This is a genomic window from Pseudomonas sp. Arb-4-2C (assembly GCF_055755015.1).
Map to the genome: position 1 here is coordinate 1,145,676 of NZ_CM146899.1, position 15,770 is coordinate 1,161,445.

Here is a 15,770-nt window from a genome sequence, read left to right on the forward strand (position 1 = left end):
GCCTCACTGCAAGTTCAGGCTCAAACCCCGGCTTTGGGCGATTTCACCGAATCATTGCCAGTCACCGTCGCGGTGCTGGTCGCCGCCTCGGCATTGGCCTTCAGCTTGCTCAACTCTTCACCGGCGCGCTCGATCTTCGCCCGCACGTTGTTCATGTCCTGACGGCTTTTCTCCAGCAGGCTTTTCACCGAGCTGTGTCCGGTGATGCCACGGGCCATCGCCACACCGCCAATCGCCACCTGAAGCAGGCCGAACACACCGCCACGGCGCAGGCCCTTGCCGACCATGATCACGCCACCGGCCAGGGATCCGATGCGCTCCCAGCCTTCGACGTTCTGTTCGGAACGGCTCTGGAACGGGGTGGATTCGATACGTTGGACGCGTTTGAGCTCGGTCATGATCTGTCTCCCAGGCAATGTGCAATAGATAGATATGCTGACTGCCGCAACGGCCGGCTCGTTCCATCGGATGTGCGACGTTTCAGCGGAATTTCGGCCCAGAGCGGGTGTTCAGCCCCTTGGCCATGCGGTCGTAGAGCACGACGTTGACCGTGGCAGCGAGGTTCATGCAGCCGGTGGTCGGGATGTACACGACGTCTTCGCACCAGTCGCGGATCTCTTTGTCCAGCGAGCCGTCTTCCGGGCCGAAGATGTACAGCGCGCGGTCCGGGTGGGTGTATTCAGGCAGCGGACGGGCGCCTTCGACCAGTTCCACAGCAACCGGTACGCAGTTGAGCGGGAGGATCTTCTTCAGGTCGTCGATGCCGATCAGCGGGATGTCGTAGTGCACGCGCTTGGTGTCGGTGACGAAGTCGGCGGCGCGTTCATAACGCTTGCCGGTGTAGAACACCGACGCCACGCCGTAACAGCCTGCGGCGCGCATCACCGAACCGACGTTCTCCGGTGACTTGGGGTTGTACAAACCAATGCAGCTGTAACGTTTGTCTGCCACGAGCGGGGTGCCTTCGGGAAAAAGAGGGCGATTATACGGGGATTGGAGGAGAGCGGGCAGGTTCAGGACTTGTGGTGGCTGTTCTGGCCGCTTCGCGAGCAAGCCCGCTCCCACAGAGGTCTCGGTCGTCAGAGGATCCTGTGGGAGCGGGCTTGCTCGCGAAGGGGACAGTTCAGGCGCTGAAGATCTTCAGTCTTCTTTCTTCATAAGCCCGGCGAGGGCGGCAAACGGGTTATGCGTCGCCTTGGCAATCTTCGGCGTGCTCAGTGAGCCGTCACCAAAATACTGCTGGTCGGTGTAGCGCGAGTGTTCGTTGTCGTGGCAGTACAGGCACAACAGCTCCCAGTTCGAGCCGTCCTGCGGATTGTTGTCGTGGTTGTGGTCGCGGTGGTGCACGGTCAGTTCGCTCAGGCGCTTGCCGGAGAACTCACGGGCGCAGCGGCCACACACGTGCGGGTACATCTTCAGGGCCTTGTCGCGGTAGCCCATTTCCTTGTCGCGCTGGTTGTCGGCAAGGATGCGATCGAGCTTCGACGTGTTGGTCTGGGTGGACGAACTCATGGGTTCACCTTTGTAAAAAAGACTAATGACGGTTATGACGCCAGTTTAGCTCAGCCCTTGAGCTTCTCGGCAATCCAGATCGTATGGCGGGTGCCCTTGTTGCCGTGGGCGAAGACCTGGACTTCTTCAGCCTTGAAACCAGCCTTCTTCAATTTGTCGGAAAACTGCCGGTCAGCGCTGGCCGACCACACCGCCAGCACGCCTTTGGGCCGCAGGGCCTTGGCGCAGGCGTTGAGCCCGGCAGCCGAATACAGCCAGCTGTTGGCCTTCTGCGTCAGGCCTTCGGGACCGTTGTCGACGTCGAGCATGATCGCGTCGAAGCCATTCGGCTCGCTTTGCAGCACCTTGGCCACGTCGTCCTGACGGATCACCGTGCGTGGATCGAGCAGCGGCCGACCGGACTTTTCACCCAGCGCCCCTCGGTTCCATTCCACCACGCCGGGCACCAGTTCGGCGACCACCACTTCGGCGCTCTTGCCCAGGTGCTTGAGCGCCGAAGCGAGGGTGAAGCCCATGCCCAAACCGCCGATCAGTACCCGCGAATTCGGCCGTCCGGCGACCTTGCGGCATGGAATTTCGGCCAGCGCATCTTCGGAACCGTGCATGCGCGTGTTCATCAATTGCCCGCCGTCGCCGCCCTGGATCTTGATGACGAAATCCTCGCCATACTCGAACAGGCACAGGGCGCCACCGTTGTCAGGGATCGGCGTGGTGTCGAGCAGAACGAAACGTTTCATGGAAATCTCTACAAGGGGGAAGGCAAGCAGGCCCGTTGGGAGTAGCCTGAGCGCAGACTAGAGGCCAAACGGAGCCCTTGATGAAGCGCACCATTCTAACGGTCATTGCCCTGGCCGCGCTCACGATTACTGCAGTGCAGGCGCAGCAGACCATTCCGGTCAGCCCGACGCCGCAACCCGGGTCGCCCGGTACCGCAACGCCGACGCCGTATCCGCAAATCACCCCGATCAGCATTCCCAAGTCAGGTGCGGGCAGTGGCAGTCCGCCGCTGGTGCCGATCGAAATGCCCAGCCCGCCAAGCAAGGATCAACCGGTACCGGGTGTCGAACCGAGCGGCACCAAGGCCAAATCCCCCGGCGGCTAGATCTGCTGCGCCGCCAGTTGGCCGTCGGCCATGCGCAGGCGTTTGGACAGGGAGACAGCGAGGGCGCGGATGATCTTCGCGGCGATCTTCGGCGCGTCGTTGAGCATTTTTTCCAGCGAGTCCTTGCCCAGGTTAAGCAGTTGGCAGTTGCTCGCGGCGATACAGGTGGCCGAGCGCCGTTCGCCATCGAGCACGGCCATTTCGCCGAACGCCCGACCGCTGCGCAGGATGGCCATGGTCACTACCTGGCCATCGCTGCCGGTTTTCTGCACGGCCACCTGGCCGGTGTGGATGATGCACATGAAGCTGCCGGCATCGCCCTCGCGGAAAATCGCTTCGCCTTCTGCCACGGTGCTGATGCTGAAATAGCCCGAGGCCGCGGCAAAGTCCGCCAGTTGCAATTGGTCGAACAGGCCGCAGTCCATCAGCCAGTCGCGGATTTCGTTGTTCAGTAGGGTTGGTTCTGACATGTCATTGCAATCTTTTTGTTTTCACGGTTTTCAGGCACTACACGGACCGTTGTGGGAGCGGGCTTGCTCGCGAAGGCGGTGGGTCAGCCAATATCAGTCGTGACTGACCGGACGCCTTCGCGAGCAAGCCCGCTCCCACAAAGGGGATCTGTGGTGTATCGACCACCGGGGTCTGGAATTAAGACCCAAGTGACCGACGGAGTTCCTCAGGCCAGCCCCAAAACCTTGAATACAAATGCATATTCGAGCGCTACGTCACGTAATCCCTGATAACGCCCGCTCATCCCGCCGTGTCCGGCACCCAGTTCGGTCTTGAGCAGCAGCAGGTTGTCGTCGGTTTTGGTCGCACGCAGTTTCGCCACCCACTTGGCCGCTTCCCAGTACTGCACGCGGCTGTCGTTGTAGCCGGCGATCACCAGCGTCGCCGGATAGGCCTGCGCGGTGACGTTTTCGTACGGCGCATAGGCCTTGATCCGCTCATAAACCTGCGGCTCTTCGGGATTGCCCCACTCGTCATACTCGGTGACGGTCAGCGGCAGGTCCGGGTCGAGCATGGTGTTGAGCACGTCGACGAACGGCACTTCGGCAATCGCCACGCCGAACAGGTCCGGGCGCTGGTTGAGCACCGCGCCGATCAGCAGGCCCCCGGCGCTGCCGCCGCTGATTGCCAGCTGCTCGGGCGTAGTGATGCCGTTGAGGATCAGGAATTCGGCGCAGGCAATGAAGTCGCTGAAGGTGTTGTGCTTGTGTTCCTGCTTGCCGGCACGATACCAGGCCTCGCCCAGCTCACCGCCGCCACGTACGTGGGCGATGGCGAAGGCCATGCCGCGATCCAGCAGGCTCAGGCGTGCGTGGGAGAACCACGGGTCGAGGCTGGAACCGTAAGCGCCGTAACCGTACAAGTACAGCGGCACCGCTTTGCCGACCATCTCGCGTTTCATCACCAGGCTGATCGGCACCTGCGTGCCGTCCGGTGCGGTGGCCCACAGGCGTTGGCTGACGTAGGCGTCGGCGTCGAACGGGCCAAGCACCGGGGTCTCTTTCAGGACGGTTTGCTCGCCGGTGGCCAGCCTCAACTGGCGCACCTGCGCCGGACGGTTCAACGCTTCGTAGCGCAGACGGATGCGGTCGCTCTCGAACTCCAGGCTGTTTTGCACATAGAGGCTATAGGCCGCGTCCGGCAATTGCACGCGATACGGCGTCAGGCCTTGCGGGTGAACCTCGATGACCGGCAAGCCACCTTCGCGCAGGCTCAGGGTCATGGCCTCGGCGTTGAGGGTCACGCCGTCGAGCATCACCGTGTCGCTGTGCGGGATCAGGTTCTGCCAGTCGGCTTCACTCGGCGCGACGCCGCTGTCCGGTGCCTGGTACAGGGCGAAGTTGATGCCGTCGCGGTTGGTGCGAATGAACCATGTCCACGCGCCATCGAGCATGCCGTGGTCGACGTCGTATTCGTGATCCTCGACCCGTGGCGCCAGGCAGGTGAAGGGCAGATGCGGCTGATGGGCATCCAGCGCCCAGACTTCACTGGTGGTCTTGCTGCCCAGGGTCAGCAGCAACTGCTGCTCGGAGCTTGCGCGGTAGCAATGCAGGAAGAAACGCCCGTCCGGCTCGTGGAACACCTCTTCGGCCGCCGTGCCGTCGAGGCGGTAGCGAAACAGTTTGTGCGGGCGGTGAGTGTCGTCGAGCACGCCAAAAAACAGCGTCAGGCTGTCGTTGGCCCAGGTCATGCTGCCGTCGCAGTCCTCGAACTCCAGTTCGCTGACCTTGTCGCTGGCCAGTTCCTTGACGAACAGCGTGTAGATCTCATCACCCGAGGCGTCGACACTGTAGGCCAGACGCTGGTGGTCGGGACTGATGCTGAACGCGCCGAGGGAGAAAAAGCCGCCGTTGGCCAGCACGTTCGGGTCGAGCAGCAATTGCTCGCGGCTCTCGTCGAGGGTCAGGCTGTCGTCGGCGGGACGCGGGCAGCGGTAATGGCGGGCGTATTCGTCGCCAGCGGTGGTGCGCGTGTAATACAGGTACGGGCCCCACGGCGAGGGCAGGGACAGGTCGGTTTCGAGGATCCGGCCCTTGATCTCTTCGAACAGGCTTTCGCGCAGGGAGGCCTGATCAGCGGTTTGCGCTTCCTGATAAGCGTTTTCGGCCTTGAGGTAGTCGAGCACCGCGTCGGTGTCGCGTTCCTGCAGCCAGGCATACGGGTCGGCACCGGCAGCCTTGTGGGCGAACGGGGCGCTGTTGACGTTGGCGGATTGGGGCATGGAAGGCTCTCGGACAATGTTCGGAAATGGTGGTCGCCGCTCGTGAAACCACTGTAGATCCTGTGGGCGCGGGCTTGCTCGCGAAGGCGTCCTGTCAGTAAATATTTATTTGGCTGAGACAGCGCTTTCGCGAGCAAGCCCGCTCCTACAGGGATGGCAGCTGGCCGTCTGGCATTGGGACAAGCCTGGCGGGCGAAAAGTCGTTACTATAAGCGCCTCTTTGCCTGCCTTGCCATGGACACCATGACCGAGAACGACTATCTGATCGCCTGGGGCCTCTACGCCTTTGCCGCTGTAGGCTGCCTGTTGGTATGGATGCGCCTGACCCGCTGGATGTGGCGCTGGCTGCGTGAACCGCTGCGGGTGCTGATGGCAGTGTTGCTGTTCAGCCCGACCATCATTGACCCGGTGAAGGCCAAGGTCGCGCCGTCGATCGCCATCACCGCGCTGGACCTGGCCTTCAAGGTCGGCAACAACGCCTGGCGGGCGATTTCCGACCTGTTCATGTATGGCATGATCGCGTTCGGCATTTACCTGATCTTTGTGTTGATCCGCTTCCCGATCGAACGCGCCTCCCGCGCCCGTCGCGCGCAGGCCGAGGCCGCCCAGGCCGCAGCCCGTGCCGATGATCGCGACGACGATCAGCCGTTCGGCGGTGCCGGTGATGACCGCTACGGTCGTCCGCCGTTGCCGAACAATCCGCAGCGCATGCGGGTCGAGCCGCGTCTGTAATCCCGAGAGTCCGCACATGTGTGAATTACTGGGCATGAGTGCCAACGTGCCGACCGATATCGTGTTCAGCTTCACCGGTCTGATGCAGCGCGGCGGGCGTACCGGCCCGCATCGCGACGGCTGGGGCATCGCTTTCTATGAAGGTCGCGGCTTGCGCCTGTTTCAGGACCCGGCCGCCAGCAGCGAGTCAGAAGTCGCCAATTTGGTGCAGCGCTATCCGATCAAGAGCGAAGTGGTCATCGGCCATATCCGCCAGGCCAACGTCGGCAAGGTCTGTCTGTCCAACACCCATCCGTTTGTGCGCGAACTGTGGGGGCGCAACTGGTGTTTTGCGCACAATGGCCAGCTCGCCGATTTCACCCCGATCAAGAGTTTCTACCGCCCGGTGGGTGACACCGACAGCGAAGCGGCATTCTGCGATTTGCTCAACCGTGTGCGTGCAGCCTTCCCGGAACCGGTCGATATAGAGGTGCTGCTGCCGGATCTGGTCGCCGCCTGCGCCGAATATCGCAGCAAAGGCGTATTCAACTGCCTGCTCAGCGATGGCGACTGGCTGTTCTGCTATTGCTCGACCAAACTGGCACAGATCACCCGGCGCGCACCGTTCGGCCCGGCGCGGCTGAAGGATGTCGATGTGATCGTCGATTTCCAGGCGGAAACCACGCCCAACGACGTGGTCACGGTGATCGCCACCGAGCCTTTGACCGAAAATGAAACCTGGACCCGTTACGAACCGGGCCAATGGAGCCTGTGGCGACGCGGCGAATGCGTCAGCCAGGGCACGACCGAATAAAGGATCTCTCCTCGATGTTGCTCAGTTATCTACGGCTGGTGTTGTTTGCGGCGGGCCTGTTGATCGGTGTCCAAGTGCCGGGTTTCATCAACGATTACGCCAAACGCGTCGAAGCCCACCTGATCGAAGCACAGACCGGTCTGCGTGGCTTCCAGGGCACGGCCGAGCAGTTCTTCAAGGGCGACTTGCAGGCGCTGGTCGCGCATTACCGCGCCAGCGACGACCCGGTGTTCCGCAGCGATGCCGACAGCCTGAGCACCTTGCTCAACCGGCAGATTGCGCTGGATAAACAGTTCCAGGCCATGCAGGGCCCGTGGTATATCCGCTTCCTGCAAGTGGTGCTGGCCGCTGATCCGGACATTCGCCAGGAAACCTGGAACGGCTACAGCTATCAGATTCTGCTGACTCCGGAAGCGATGATCTGGGGCATGAGCGGCGCGTTGCTGCTGTCGTTCGGCATCGAGTGCCTGATTCGTCTGATTGACTGGGTGGTGCTGGGCGGCCGACGTTTGCGTCAGAGCCGGCCAATTGAAGACCGCGACGTGCGTGGTCTTTAAGGCTTGCGCCACCTATGGGGTGAGGGGATAAATCCCCTCACTACCAGTATCAGTCGGCGAGCGTGATGTAATTTTCACCGACCTTGCGTGCATATTCCCCCAGCACCTGCTGACACAGCGTCACAATCTCTTCGACCCATTCCACGCCAACTCGCCACGACACCACCACCTGCAAGTTCGGTGGCCGCTGGTCGATGTCGAGCAAAATCAGCTCACCCTGGGCCAGCTCTTCCGCCACCAGCACTGGCGGCAGCACACCGATGCCAAAGCCATCGCGCAGCAACCGGGTAATCGCCGACACCGAGTTCACGCAGTTCAAGCGTGGCGCCAGCACGCCGTTGGCCTGCATCAGCGCCAGCAGGTCCTGGTGCGGTCGGGAGTTTTTCGAGTAGGTGATGATCCGTTCCTGCGCCAGCTCGCCAAGGTCGGTGTAGTTGCGGTTGTAGATCGAATTGCTCGCGACGATCCAGCCCAGCGGATGGCTGGCCAGTTCCAGGCTGCGCACGCTCTCGTGGCGCACCAGGTCGGTTTGCAGAATCAGATCGAGAAAGCCTTTTTGCAACTGATCGCAGAGGTTGAGCGAAGTATCCGCCACCAGCTCGATTTCCACTCGCGGGTACAGGTCGGTCATCTGCGCCACCAACGGGCTGAGCCAAGTGTGAATCACCGTGTCCATCACGCCAATGCGCACCCGGCCGACCTTGCTTGAACGGGTTTCGATCGATTGCTTCAACGCTGACATGGTGTCGAGCATCTGCTCGGCGTAATCCAGCACTTTCAGGCCTTCGGGCGTCAGGCTGACACCACGGGAATCACGCAGAAACAGCTTCACCCCCAGCTCGCCTTCGAGCACCGCGATACGGCTGGAAATCGAGGCCTGAGTGGTGAACAGCTTGTCGGCGGTCAGGCGAAAACTCTTCAGCCGGGCGACCCAGACAAAGGTCTCGAGAAACTTCAGGTTCATGGCAACGGCTCGGGTGACAAATTTTTCTTATGCCTAAGGCGGTTTTTTATTCGTTGGACGCAGCAGGGCTGCGCGCCCAAAAATCGGCGCATCCGGTTCCCACGATAGGCGTCGTCGGAACTTCGAACAAGACCAATAAAAGCCTGCGGAGACTTGCCATGCGTGCGCCCGACACCCTCGACCTCCCCAAGAGTACGGCCCGTCCCGGGCCGTTCGACTGGTATCGCAACATCAATCAGCAAGAGCGTCGCACCTTCTGGAGCTGCAAGATCGGCTATGGCCTGGACGGTATGGACACGCAGATGCTCAGCTTTGTGGTGCCAACCCTGATCGCCATGTGGGGCATCACCACCGGGCAGGCCGGTCTGATTCACACCAGCACCCTGATCGCCTCGGCCATCGGCGGCTGGGTGGCGGGGATTCTCTCCGACCGCATCGGCCGCGTGCGCACCCTGCAACTGACGGTGCTGTGGTTCGCCTTCTTCACCTTCCTCTGCGGTTTCGCCCAGAGCTACGAACAGCTGTTGATCGCCCGCACCCTGATGGGCTTCGGCTTCGGCGGTGAATGGACCGCCGGCGCGGTGCTGATCGGTGAAGTGATTCGCGCCAAGGACCGTGGCAAGGCGGTGGGCATGGTGCAATCCGGCTGGGCCCTGGGCTGGGGCCTGACGGCGATTCTGTATGCGCTGTTGTTCTCGCTGTTGCCACCCGAAGACGCGTGGCGTGCACTGTTCATCCTCGGCATCGTGCCGGCGATCTTTGTGATCTTCGTCCGTCGGCTGGTGAAAGACCCGCAGATCTACCGCGAAGCCAAGGCTGCGCAAACCCCGGAGAACCCGGCAAAGTTCTACGAGATCTTCGCTCCCGGCATGCTGTTCACCACGTTCCGCGCTTCCTTGCTGACCACCGGGGCACTGGGCGGCTATTACGCGATCACCTCGTGGCTGCCGACATTCCTCAAGAACGAGCGCGGCTTGAGTGTGCTTGGCACCGGCGGTTATCTGGCGATGGTGATCGTCGGTTCCTACGTCGGCTACGTGATCAGCGCTTATCTCACCGACCTGTTGGGGCGTAAAAAGAATTTCATCCTGTTCGCCGTCGGCTCGTTCACCATCGTGCTGCTGTACACGCAGATGCCGGTCAGCAATGGCGTGATGCTGTGGCTGGGCTTTCCACTGGGCTTCTTTGCCTCGGGGATTTTCAGCGGCATGGGCGCGTTTCTCACCGAGCTGTTTCCCACGCGAATTCGGGGTTCCGGGCAGGGTTTCTGCTACAACATCGGGCGGGCGCTGGCGGCGTTGTTTCCGCTGCTGATCGGCCTGCTCAGCCAGACAGTGCCGCTGAGCGTGGGCATCGGCGCGTTCGCTGCGGTGTCGTACGGGGTGGTGATTCTCGCGGCATTGAGCCTGCCGGAAACCCGTGGCAAGCAACTGGATGCGCAGTAACTGATAACCTGCGGGGGCAGTGCCCAACGGGCATTTGTCCTACGGATAGAAAGACAAGAAGCTACAGGAGTGTTTACCGTGAGCCGCCTGTTATTGAACTGTGACATTGGCGAGAGTTTCGGCAGCTGGACCATGGGTCTGGACGCCGAGGTCATGCCCTACATCGATTGCGCCAACGTCGCCTGCGGGTTCCATGCTGGCGACCCAGGCATCATGCGCAAAACCGTGAGCCTGGCCCTGAGCCACGGCGTGCAGATCGGTGCGCACCCGGCCTATCAGGATCTGGTCGGTTTCGGCCGTCGCTCCATGGCGTATTCCGCACAAGAGCTGCAGGACATCCTGCATTACCAGATCGGCGCGCTCGACGGGATTTGCCGGGCGCAGGGCGGACGGGTCAGCTACGTCAAACCCCACGGCGCGATGTACAACGACATGATGGCCAACCCGGCGCAGTTGCGCGCAGTGATTCAGGCCGTCGCCGCTTACGATCGCAGCTTGCCGCTGATGCTGATGGCCACCCGCGACAATGCTTCGGCGCAACAACTGGGTGACGAATACGGCGTTACGCTGTGGTTCGAAGCCTTCGCCGACCGCGCCTACGACAGCGCCGGCAAACTGGTTTCGCGGCAACTGCCGGGCGCGGTGCACCACGATCCGCAAACAATCATCGAACAGGCCCTGACCATCGCCCGTGGCGGCGACCTCGTCGCCAGTGACGGCAGCGCGTTGCACCTGCAGGTCAACACCTTGTGCGTACATGGCGACAACGCCAGTTCGGTGGTCGCGGTGCAGCGCATTCGCGAGGCCCTGAATCAGCAGAGCGCGCCATGAATCCACGGATTGAAGTGGTGGCCCTGGACTGCCTGATGCTGCGCCTGTTCGATGAAATCGCCGAAGCCAATATGCCGTGGATGCTCGCCGCCAGTGAGCGCCTGCGGGCAGCGTTCGGCGCGCAGTTGATCGACTTGGTGCCGTCCTACACCACGTTGATGGTGCATTACGACCTGACCGCGCTGAGCCCGAATCAGGCCCGTGAATTGATCGCGCAAGCGCTGATCGACCTGTCGCCAAATGCGCGCACCGGCGGCCAGTGCCATGTGTTGCCAGTCTGGTACGACCTCAGTGTCGGCCCCGAATTGAGCTTGTTGGCGCAGCGCAGCGGTCTGGCGGTGGAAGAGGTGATCCGCCGTCACAGCGCGCGGGAATATCAGGTGTTCGCCCTCGGTTTTGCCCCGGGATTCGCTTTCATGGGGCTGGTGGAAGAGCAACTGGCCGCGCCGCGTCTGGACACTCCACGCAAGAAGGTCGCGGCCGGCAGCGTCGGCATCGCCGAACGGCAGACCGCGGCTTACCCGGTGGTATCACCTGGTGGCTGGAACCTGATCGGCCGCACGCCAGCGAAACTGTTCGACCGCAATCGTGACGGCTACAGCCTGATGCAGCCCGGCGACACCGTGCGCTTCGAAGCGGTGAGTCACGCCGAATTCATCAACCTTGGCGGCGACGACACACCGCTGGAGGTGCTGGCATGAGCCGACTGTTGATTGAAGCGAGCACAGCGCTGTGTTTGTTGCAGGACGCCGGACGCTTTGGCGTGCGCCATTTGGGTGTAACCCAGGGCGGCGCAGCGGATTGGCGTTCGATGAGTTGGGCCAACTGGTTGCTGGGCAATGGCCTGGATGTGCCGGTGATCGAAATCACCCTCGGCGGGTTTGCCGTGGTTGCGCAGGAGGATTGTTTGCTGGCGCTGGCCGGCGCGGATCTCGGTGCGCAAATCGATGGGCAGGCGCTGGCGCCGTGGCGCAGTTTCAAACTGAGCAAAGGGCAGACGTTACGGTTCACCCAACCGCTGCTCGGTGCCCGGGCATATCTGGCGGCCCCCGGCGGCTTTGACGCGCCGCAGGTACTGGGCAGCAGTGCAACGGTGGTGCGCGAAGAACTTGGTGGTCTTGATGGTCTGGGATTGCCGCTGACCAAAGGGGCGACGCTGAACTATCGCGGCGAAACGCTGCAGGTGCGTGAAGTACCGGTAGCGTTGCGACCGGATCTGAAACTCGATACGCCGCTGGATCTGGTGCTCGGTGCACAGATCGGTCAGTTCAGCGGGCAGAGTCTGTTTGATGTGTTCAACAGTCCGTGGACGCTCGACAGTCGCGCCGACCGCATGGGCATTCGGCTGTTGGGCAAAGCGTTGCAGTATCAGGGCCGGCCGATGATTTCCGAGGGCATTCCCTTGGGCGCGGTGCAGGTGCCGCCTGACGGGCAGCCGATTGTCTTGCTCAATGATCGGCAGACCATTGGTGGGTATCCGCGGTTGGGGGCGTTGACGCCGTTGGCGCTGGCGCGGCTGGCGCAGTGCCTGCCGGGGGCGCAGGTGCGATTAAGGCCGGTGGTACAGGAAGTCGCGCACCGGGAGCACGTCGAGTGTTTGCAGCGTTTTCGAAATAGCTAAGCGCTTCGCGAGCAAGCCCGCTCCCACACTGGAATGCATTCCAATTGTGGGAGCGGGCTTGCTCGCGAAGAGGCCATCACTGCTAACGAAGGTTATTTGGAAAGAAACCGCATCCCTTCTTCCAACCCGCGAAGGGTCAGCGGATACATCTGGTCCTCGATCAGATCCCTCACGATATTGGTCGACGAGGTATAGCCCCACGTGTCCTTCGGATACGGGTTGATCCAGATGAGTTTCTTGTACTTCTCCATGAAACGCTGCATCCACACATAACCCGGCTCTTCGTTCCAGTGCTCGACGCTGCCGCCGGCCTGGGTGATTTCGTAGGGCGCCATGGCGGCGTCACCGATGAAAATCACTTTGTAATCGGCGCCGTACTTGTGCAGCAGGTCCTGGGTTGAAGTGCGCTCGGAGGTGCGGCGCATGTTGTTCTTCCACACCGATTCATACACGAAGTTGTGGAAGTAGAAATACTCAAGATGCTTGAACTCGGTCTTGCAGGCCGAGAACAGCTCTTCGCAGATCTTCACGTGCGCATCCATCGAACCGCCGATGTCGAACAGCAACAGCAGCTTCACCGTGTTGCGACGCTCGGGACGCATCTGGATATTCAGCAGACCGGCGTCCTTGGCGGTGTGGTCGATGGTGCCGTCGATGTCCAGCTCTTCCGCCGCACCCTGGCGAGCGAATTTGCGCAGACGACGCAGCGCGACCTTGATGTTGCGCGTACCCAGTTCCACCGAGTCGTCGAGGTTCTTGTACTCGCGCTGATCCCAAACCTTTACCGCTTTGCCTTGGCGCTTGCCGGCATCGCCGACCCGAATGCCTTCCGGGTTGAAACCGCCAGAGCCGAATGGGCTGGTGCCGCCGGTGCCGATCCATTTGTTGCCGCCGGCGTGGCGTTCCTTCTGTTCTTCCAGACGCTTCTTGAACTCTTCGATCAGCTTGTCCAGGCCGCCGAGGGACTGGATCTGCGCGCGCTCCTCATCGCTCAGGGAGCGCTCGAACTCCTTGCGCAGCCAGTCTTCGGGGATCAGCGCCTGCAAGTGATCGTCGAGTTTTTCCAGGCCATTGAAGTAGGCGCCGAACGCGCGGTCGAACTTGTCGAAATGCCGTTCGTCCTTCACCAGGATCGCCCGCGACAAGTAGTAGAACTCGTCCATGTCGGCGAAGGTCACGCGCTGTTTCAGCGCGTTGATCAGGTCGAGCAGTTCGCGCACCGAAACCGGCACCTTGGCTGCGCGCATTTCATTGAAGAGGTTGAGCAGCATAACGATGGCCCCTGCTTACAAGTGCTTAGCGAGAGCCACGACGGCTCATGAACGCCAGGCGCTCAAGCAGTTGCACGTCCTGTTCGTTCTTCACCAGCGCACCGGCCAGTGGCGGAATGGCTTTGGTCGGATCGCGCTCGCGCAGCACGGCTTCGCCGATGTTATCGGCCATCAGCAGCTTCAGCCAGTCGACCAGTTCCGAGGTCGACGGCTTCTTCTTCAGGCCCGGCACCTTGCGCACATCGAAGAACACGTCCAGTGCTTCACTGACCAGATCCTTCTTGATGTCCGGGTAGTGCACATCGACGATTTTCTGCAGGGTGGTGCGGTCCGGGAAGGCGATGTAGTGAAAGAAGCAGCGGCGCAGGAAAGCGTCCGGCAGCTCTTTCTCGTTGTTGGAAGTAATGATGATGATCGGGCGCTTCTTGGCCTTGATGGTCTCGTCGATCTCGTAAACGTAGAACTCCATCTTGTCGAGTTCTTGCAGCAGGTCGTTGGGGAACTCGATGTCGGCCTTGTCGATCTCGTCGATCAGCAGAATGACGCGCTCTTCGGACTCGAAAGCCTCCCAGAGTTTGCCTTTCTTCAGGTAGTTGCGCACATCGTGGACTTTTTCATTGCCCAGTTGCGAGTCGCGCAGGCGGCTGACCGCATCGTACTCGTACAAGCCCTGATGGGCCTTGGTGGTGGATTTGATGTGCCAGGTGATCAGCTTGGCGCCGAACGATTCGGCCAGTTGCTCGGCGAGCATGGTCTTGCCGGTGCCCGGTTCGCCCTTGACCAGCAGCGGCCGCTCCAGGGTGATGGCGGCGTTGACCGCCAGCTTCAGGTCATCGGTGGCGACGTAGGCCTGGGTGCCTTCGAACTTCATCTGCTAATCCTCGAACGGTAACGCCGACCTGCGCGGGCAGGGCGGGGGCGAAAAAATCGGATGCACCGACTATAACGCGCAGCCCGGTCGACTGTGAACGCAGACGGCTTATTCAGTCTCTGAATGGGGCGTCACATGTTGACTCGGTTTCGGCCTGATGCCGAACATCGCCCTGACGAGGATTCATCCCCGCTGGCTGCGCAGCAGCCCAAACGTCAAAACTAACCTGCATCCGGCTTCGGCCGCTCATACCGGGCATTGAATGCCTGTATGAAACCATTGCGCAAAATCTGCAAAAACGCTTCGAACGCGCTGATATTTTGCTGGTGCACGTTGCCGCTGAGTTCGACCTTGGTGGCGAACTGGTTTTTCGCCTGGTTCTTCAATACGGTTTCCGAGCCGCCGACGATGGCCTCCCAGACTGAGCGGAAGATGCTCTTGTCCTTGTTTTCCACATCCTGCTGCCAGTTGAACACTTCGACGTCGCGCAGCAGCGGTTTGATATAGCCGCTGACCTGGGCTTTTTTCGCCTGGGCTTCGATAACCACGTCGCCGTGGCCGGCGTTGAAATCAAACTTGCCGTAGGCCGAGGCGAAGTCGTTCATGCGCTTGAGTTCGATATCGCGGGCGCGCAGGCGGAACTGGAAGTCCTCGAAGTTGCTCAGCGGGTCGAAAGTCGCAGTGCTTTCCAGCGGTGCCTGGCCGAGCAGTTTGGCCTTGCCTTCGAAACGGGCATCGCGCTTGCCCTGTTTGTCGACCACGTTGGTCAGGTTATAGATGCTGGCCTCGACGCTGGTGGCGTTCATGTTGACCGGCGGTTTGGAATTGAAATTGCGGAAACTGATTTTGCCCTCATGAATCTGCACTTCGTCGAGGGTAATCGGCAGCAGTTTGCCCAGTTGCGCGCGCCAGTCGGTGCCTTTACCGGTCTGGGAATTCTGCTTGTTGGCCCCGCCATCGACGAAGTTGACCTCGGGATTGAAGAACTTCACCTGAGCCACTACAGCATGGTCGTACCACAGCGAGTGCCAACTGACTGCCAGATCGATCACGGGCGCGTTGACGAACGGCACCGGCACCTTACCGTCGACCTTGACGATTTTCAGCCCGTTGATCTTGTAGGCGCCGCGCCACAAGGCCAGATCGACGTCGGTGATCTGGCCCCGGTAATCGCCCATGTCCGCCAGTTTGTCGTTCAGGTAGTCACGCACCACGTAGGGCAGGGCGATGTGCAGGGCAATCAGCAACACAACGACGACGGCGAAAATCCCTAATGGCCAGCTGTAGCGACGCTTCATGGCGGCAATTCCCGAACGATGTAAGCGATTGACTGTTGCGTG

18 protein-coding genes are annotated in these 15,770 nt (G+C 61.2%); 8 read left to right on the forward strand and 10 right to left on the reverse strand.

All coding sequences use genetic code 11. The annotated features are described in order from the left end of the window. Nucleotides 1-20: 20 nt before the first annotated feature. The 4 genes from AC0J41_RS05195 to AC0J41_RS05210 form a co-directional block, all read right to left on the reverse strand. A complete protein-coding gene (locus tag AC0J41_RS05195; protein WP_025110641.1) occupies nucleotides 21-398 on the reverse strand; it encodes a YgaP family membrane protein in 378 nt (125 codons plus the stop codon). 82 nt (nucleotides 399-480) lie between these two features. After that, nucleotides 481-951: an RNA methyltransferase gene (locus AC0J41_RS05200; protein WP_007911337.1), complete on the reverse strand. Its 471-nt coding sequence runs from the start codon at nucleotides 949-951 to the stop codon at nucleotides 481-483. 189 nt (nucleotides 952-1,140) lie between these two features. Continuing rightward, nucleotides 1,141-1,512, reverse strand: a complete 372-nt coding sequence (locus AC0J41_RS05205) for a YajD family HNH nuclease (RefSeq protein ID WP_473014763.1) — start codon at nucleotides 1,510-1,512, stop codon at nucleotides 1,141-1,143. Between the two features lie 50 nt (nucleotides 1,513-1,562). Further along, nucleotides 1,563-2,249, reverse strand: a complete 687-nt coding sequence (locus tag AC0J41_RS05210) for a spermidine synthase (protein WP_025110640.1) — start codon at nucleotides 2,247-2,249, stop codon at nucleotides 1,563-1,565. 80 nt (nucleotides 2,250-2,329) lie between these two features. Here AC0J41_RS05210 and AC0J41_RS05215 point away from each other — a divergent pair, with 80 nt between their 5' ends. Next, complete coding sequence (locus AC0J41_RS05215; RefSeq protein WP_025110639.1) at nucleotides 2,330-2,614, forward strand: hypothetical protein; 285 nt, start codon at nucleotides 2,330-2,332, stop codon at nucleotides 2,612-2,614. Here AC0J41_RS05215 and AC0J41_RS05220 read toward each other — a convergent pair. Both AC0J41_RS05220 and AC0J41_RS05225 read right to left on the reverse strand, forming a co-directional pair. Beyond that, nucleotides 2,611-3,084 carry a cyclic nucleotide-binding domain-containing protein gene (locus AC0J41_RS05220; protein WP_025110638.1) on the reverse strand — a complete coding sequence of 158 codons (474 nt, stop codon included), beginning with the start codon at nucleotides 3,082-3,084 and terminating at the stop codon, nucleotides 2,611-2,613. The genes AC0J41_RS05215 and AC0J41_RS05220 overlap by 4 nt on opposite strands. Before the next feature lie 206 nt (nucleotides 3,085-3,290). Then, nucleotides 3,291-5,345: a S9 family peptidase gene (locus AC0J41_RS05225; protein ID WP_473014765.1), complete on the reverse strand. Its 2,055-nt coding sequence runs from the start codon at nucleotides 5,343-5,345 to the stop codon at nucleotides 3,291-3,293. Nucleotides 5,346-5,579: 234 nt separating this feature from the next. On the opposite strand from AC0J41_RS05225, the gene AC0J41_RS05230 reads away from it, so the two are divergent. From AC0J41_RS05230 to AC0J41_RS05240, 3 genes are read left to right on the forward strand one after another with little or no spacing between them, the layout of a single operon-like run. After that, nucleotides 5,580-6,077: an MFS transporter gene (locus AC0J41_RS05230; RefSeq protein WP_473014766.1), complete on the forward strand. Its 498-nt coding sequence runs from the start codon at nucleotides 5,580-5,582 to the stop codon at nucleotides 6,075-6,077. Nucleotides 6,078-6,093: 16 nt separating this feature from the next. Then, nucleotides 6,094-6,870, forward strand: a complete 777-nt coding sequence (locus AC0J41_RS05235; RefSeq protein WP_025110635.1) for a class II glutamine amidotransferase — start codon at nucleotides 6,094-6,096, stop codon at nucleotides 6,868-6,870. A gap of 14 nt (nucleotides 6,871-6,884) precedes the next feature. Further along, complete coding sequence (locus AC0J41_RS05240; protein ID WP_473014767.1) at nucleotides 6,885-7,427, forward strand: DUF2937 family protein; 543 nt, start codon at nucleotides 6,885-6,887, stop codon at nucleotides 7,425-7,427. Between the two features lie 49 nt (nucleotides 7,428-7,476). Here AC0J41_RS05240 and AC0J41_RS05245 read toward each other — a convergent pair whose 3' ends face one another. After that, entirely contained in the window at nucleotides 7,477-8,391 is a 915-nt protein-coding gene (locus tag AC0J41_RS05245; protein ID WP_473014768.1) for a LysR family transcriptional regulator, read from the reverse strand. 158 nt (nucleotides 8,392-8,549) lie between these two features. Between AC0J41_RS05245 and AC0J41_RS05250 the strand changes: the two genes are divergently transcribed. The 4 genes from AC0J41_RS05250 to AC0J41_RS05265 all read left to right on the forward strand — a co-directional run bounded on the left by AC0J41_RS05250 (nucleotide 8,550) and on the right by AC0J41_RS05265 (nucleotide 12,288). Beyond that, nucleotides 8,550-9,836 carry an MFS transporter gene (locus tag AC0J41_RS05250; RefSeq protein WP_025110632.1) on the forward strand — a complete coding sequence of 429 codons (1,287 nt, stop codon included), beginning with the start codon at nucleotides 8,550-8,552 and terminating at the stop codon, nucleotides 9,834-9,836. A gap of 78 nt (nucleotides 9,837-9,914) precedes the next feature. Continuing rightward, on the forward strand, nucleotides 9,915-10,667 hold the full coding sequence (locus AC0J41_RS05255; protein ID WP_473014770.1) for a 5-oxoprolinase subunit PxpA: 753 nt from the start codon (nucleotides 9,915-9,917) through the stop codon (nucleotides 10,665-10,667). Then, complete coding sequence (gene pxpB / locus AC0J41_RS05260) at nucleotides 10,664-11,368, forward strand: 5-oxoprolinase subunit PxpB (protein WP_025110630.1); 705 nt, start codon at nucleotides 10,664-10,666, stop codon at nucleotides 11,366-11,368. Before AC0J41_RS05255 ends, pxpB begins: the two co-directional genes overlap by 4 nt. Then, on the forward strand, nucleotides 11,365-12,288 hold the full coding sequence (locus tag AC0J41_RS05265; RefSeq protein ID WP_473014771.1) for a 5-oxoprolinase subunit C family protein: 924 nt from the start codon (nucleotides 11,365-11,367) through the stop codon (nucleotides 12,286-12,288). The genes pxpB and AC0J41_RS05265 overlap by 4 nt, the downstream gene beginning before the upstream one ends. Nucleotides 12,289-12,380: 92 nt before the next feature. Here the strand turns inward: AC0J41_RS05265 and AC0J41_RS05270 are convergent, their stop codons facing one another. From AC0J41_RS05270 to AC0J41_RS05280, 3 genes are all read right to left on the reverse strand, one after another. Next, nucleotides 12,381-13,559 (reverse strand): vWA domain-containing protein, encoded by a 1,179-nt coding sequence (locus AC0J41_RS05270; RefSeq protein ID WP_007911295.1) that lies wholly within the window; start codon nucleotides 13,557-13,559, stop codon nucleotides 12,381-12,383. A gap of 25 nt (nucleotides 13,560-13,584) precedes the next feature. Next, nucleotides 13,585-14,430 (reverse strand): AAA family ATPase, encoded by an 846-nt coding sequence (locus tag AC0J41_RS05275; RefSeq protein ID WP_025110627.1) that lies wholly within the window; start codon nucleotides 14,428-14,430, stop codon nucleotides 13,585-13,587. A 221-nt stretch (nucleotides 14,431-14,651) separates the two neighbouring features. Beyond that, a complete protein-coding gene (locus AC0J41_RS05280; protein ID WP_025110626.1) occupies nucleotides 14,652-15,728 on the reverse strand; it encodes a DUF748 domain-containing protein in 1,077 nt (358 codons plus the stop codon). Nucleotides 15,729-15,770 lie beyond the last annotated feature (42 nt).

Coding starts and splice junctions, on each gene's coding strand:
- AC0J41_RS05270 (WP_007911295.1), bottom strand. CDS start 13,559: ATGCTGCTCAACCTCTTCAATGAAATGCGCGCAGCCAAGGTGCCGGTT.
- AC0J41_RS05210 (WP_025110640.1), bottom strand. CDS start 2,249: ATGAAACGTTTCGTTCTGCTCGACACCACGCCGATCCCTGACAACGGT.
- AC0J41_RS05220 (WP_025110638.1), bottom strand. CDS start 3,084: ATGTCAGAACCAACCCTACTGAACAACGAAATCCGCGACTGGCTGATG.
- AC0J41_RS05195 (WP_025110641.1), bottom strand. CDS start 398: ATGACCGAGCTCAAACGCGTCCAACGTATCGAATCCACCCCGTTCCAG.
- AC0J41_RS05240 (WP_473014767.1), top strand. CDS start 6,885: ATGTTGCTCAGTTATCTACGGCTGGTGTTGTTTGCGGCGGGCCTGTTG.
- AC0J41_RS05235 (WP_025110635.1), top strand. CDS start 6,094: ATGTGTGAATTACTGGGCATGAGTGCCAACGTGCCGACCGATATCGTG.
- AC0J41_RS05230 (WP_473014766.1), top strand. CDS start 5,580: ATGGACACCATGACCGAGAACGACTATCTGATCGCCTGGGGCCTCTAC.
- AC0J41_RS05250 (WP_025110632.1), top strand. CDS start 8,550: ATGCGTGCGCCCGACACCCTCGACCTCCCCAAGAGTACGGCCCGTCCC.
- AC0J41_RS05280 (WP_025110626.1), bottom strand. CDS start 15,728: ATGAAGCGTCGCTACAGCTGGCCATTAGGGATTTTCGCCGTCGTCGTT.
- AC0J41_RS05215 (WP_025110639.1), top strand. CDS start 2,330: ATGAAGCGCACCATTCTAACGGTCATTGCCCTGGCCGCGCTCACGATT.
- AC0J41_RS05265 (WP_473014771.1), top strand. CDS start 11,365: ATGAGCCGACTGTTGATTGAAGCGAGCACAGCGCTGTGTTTGTTGCAG.
- AC0J41_RS05275 (WP_025110627.1), bottom strand. CDS start 14,430: ATGAAGTTCGAAGGCACCCAGGCCTACGTCGCCACCGATGACCTGAAG.
- AC0J41_RS05245 (WP_473014768.1), bottom strand. CDS start 8,391: ATGAACCTGAAGTTTCTCGAGACCTTTGTCTGGGTCGCCCGGCTGAAG.
- AC0J41_RS05205 (WP_473014763.1), bottom strand. CDS start 1,512: ATGAGTTCGTCCACCCAGACCAACACGTCGAAGCTCGATCGCATCCTT.
- AC0J41_RS05225 (WP_473014765.1), bottom strand. CDS start 5,345: ATGCCCCAATCCGCCAACGTCAACAGCGCCCCGTTCGCCCACAAGGCT.
- pxpB (WP_025110630.1), top strand. CDS start 10,664: ATGAATCCACGGATTGAAGTGGTGGCCCTGGACTGCCTGATGCTGCGC.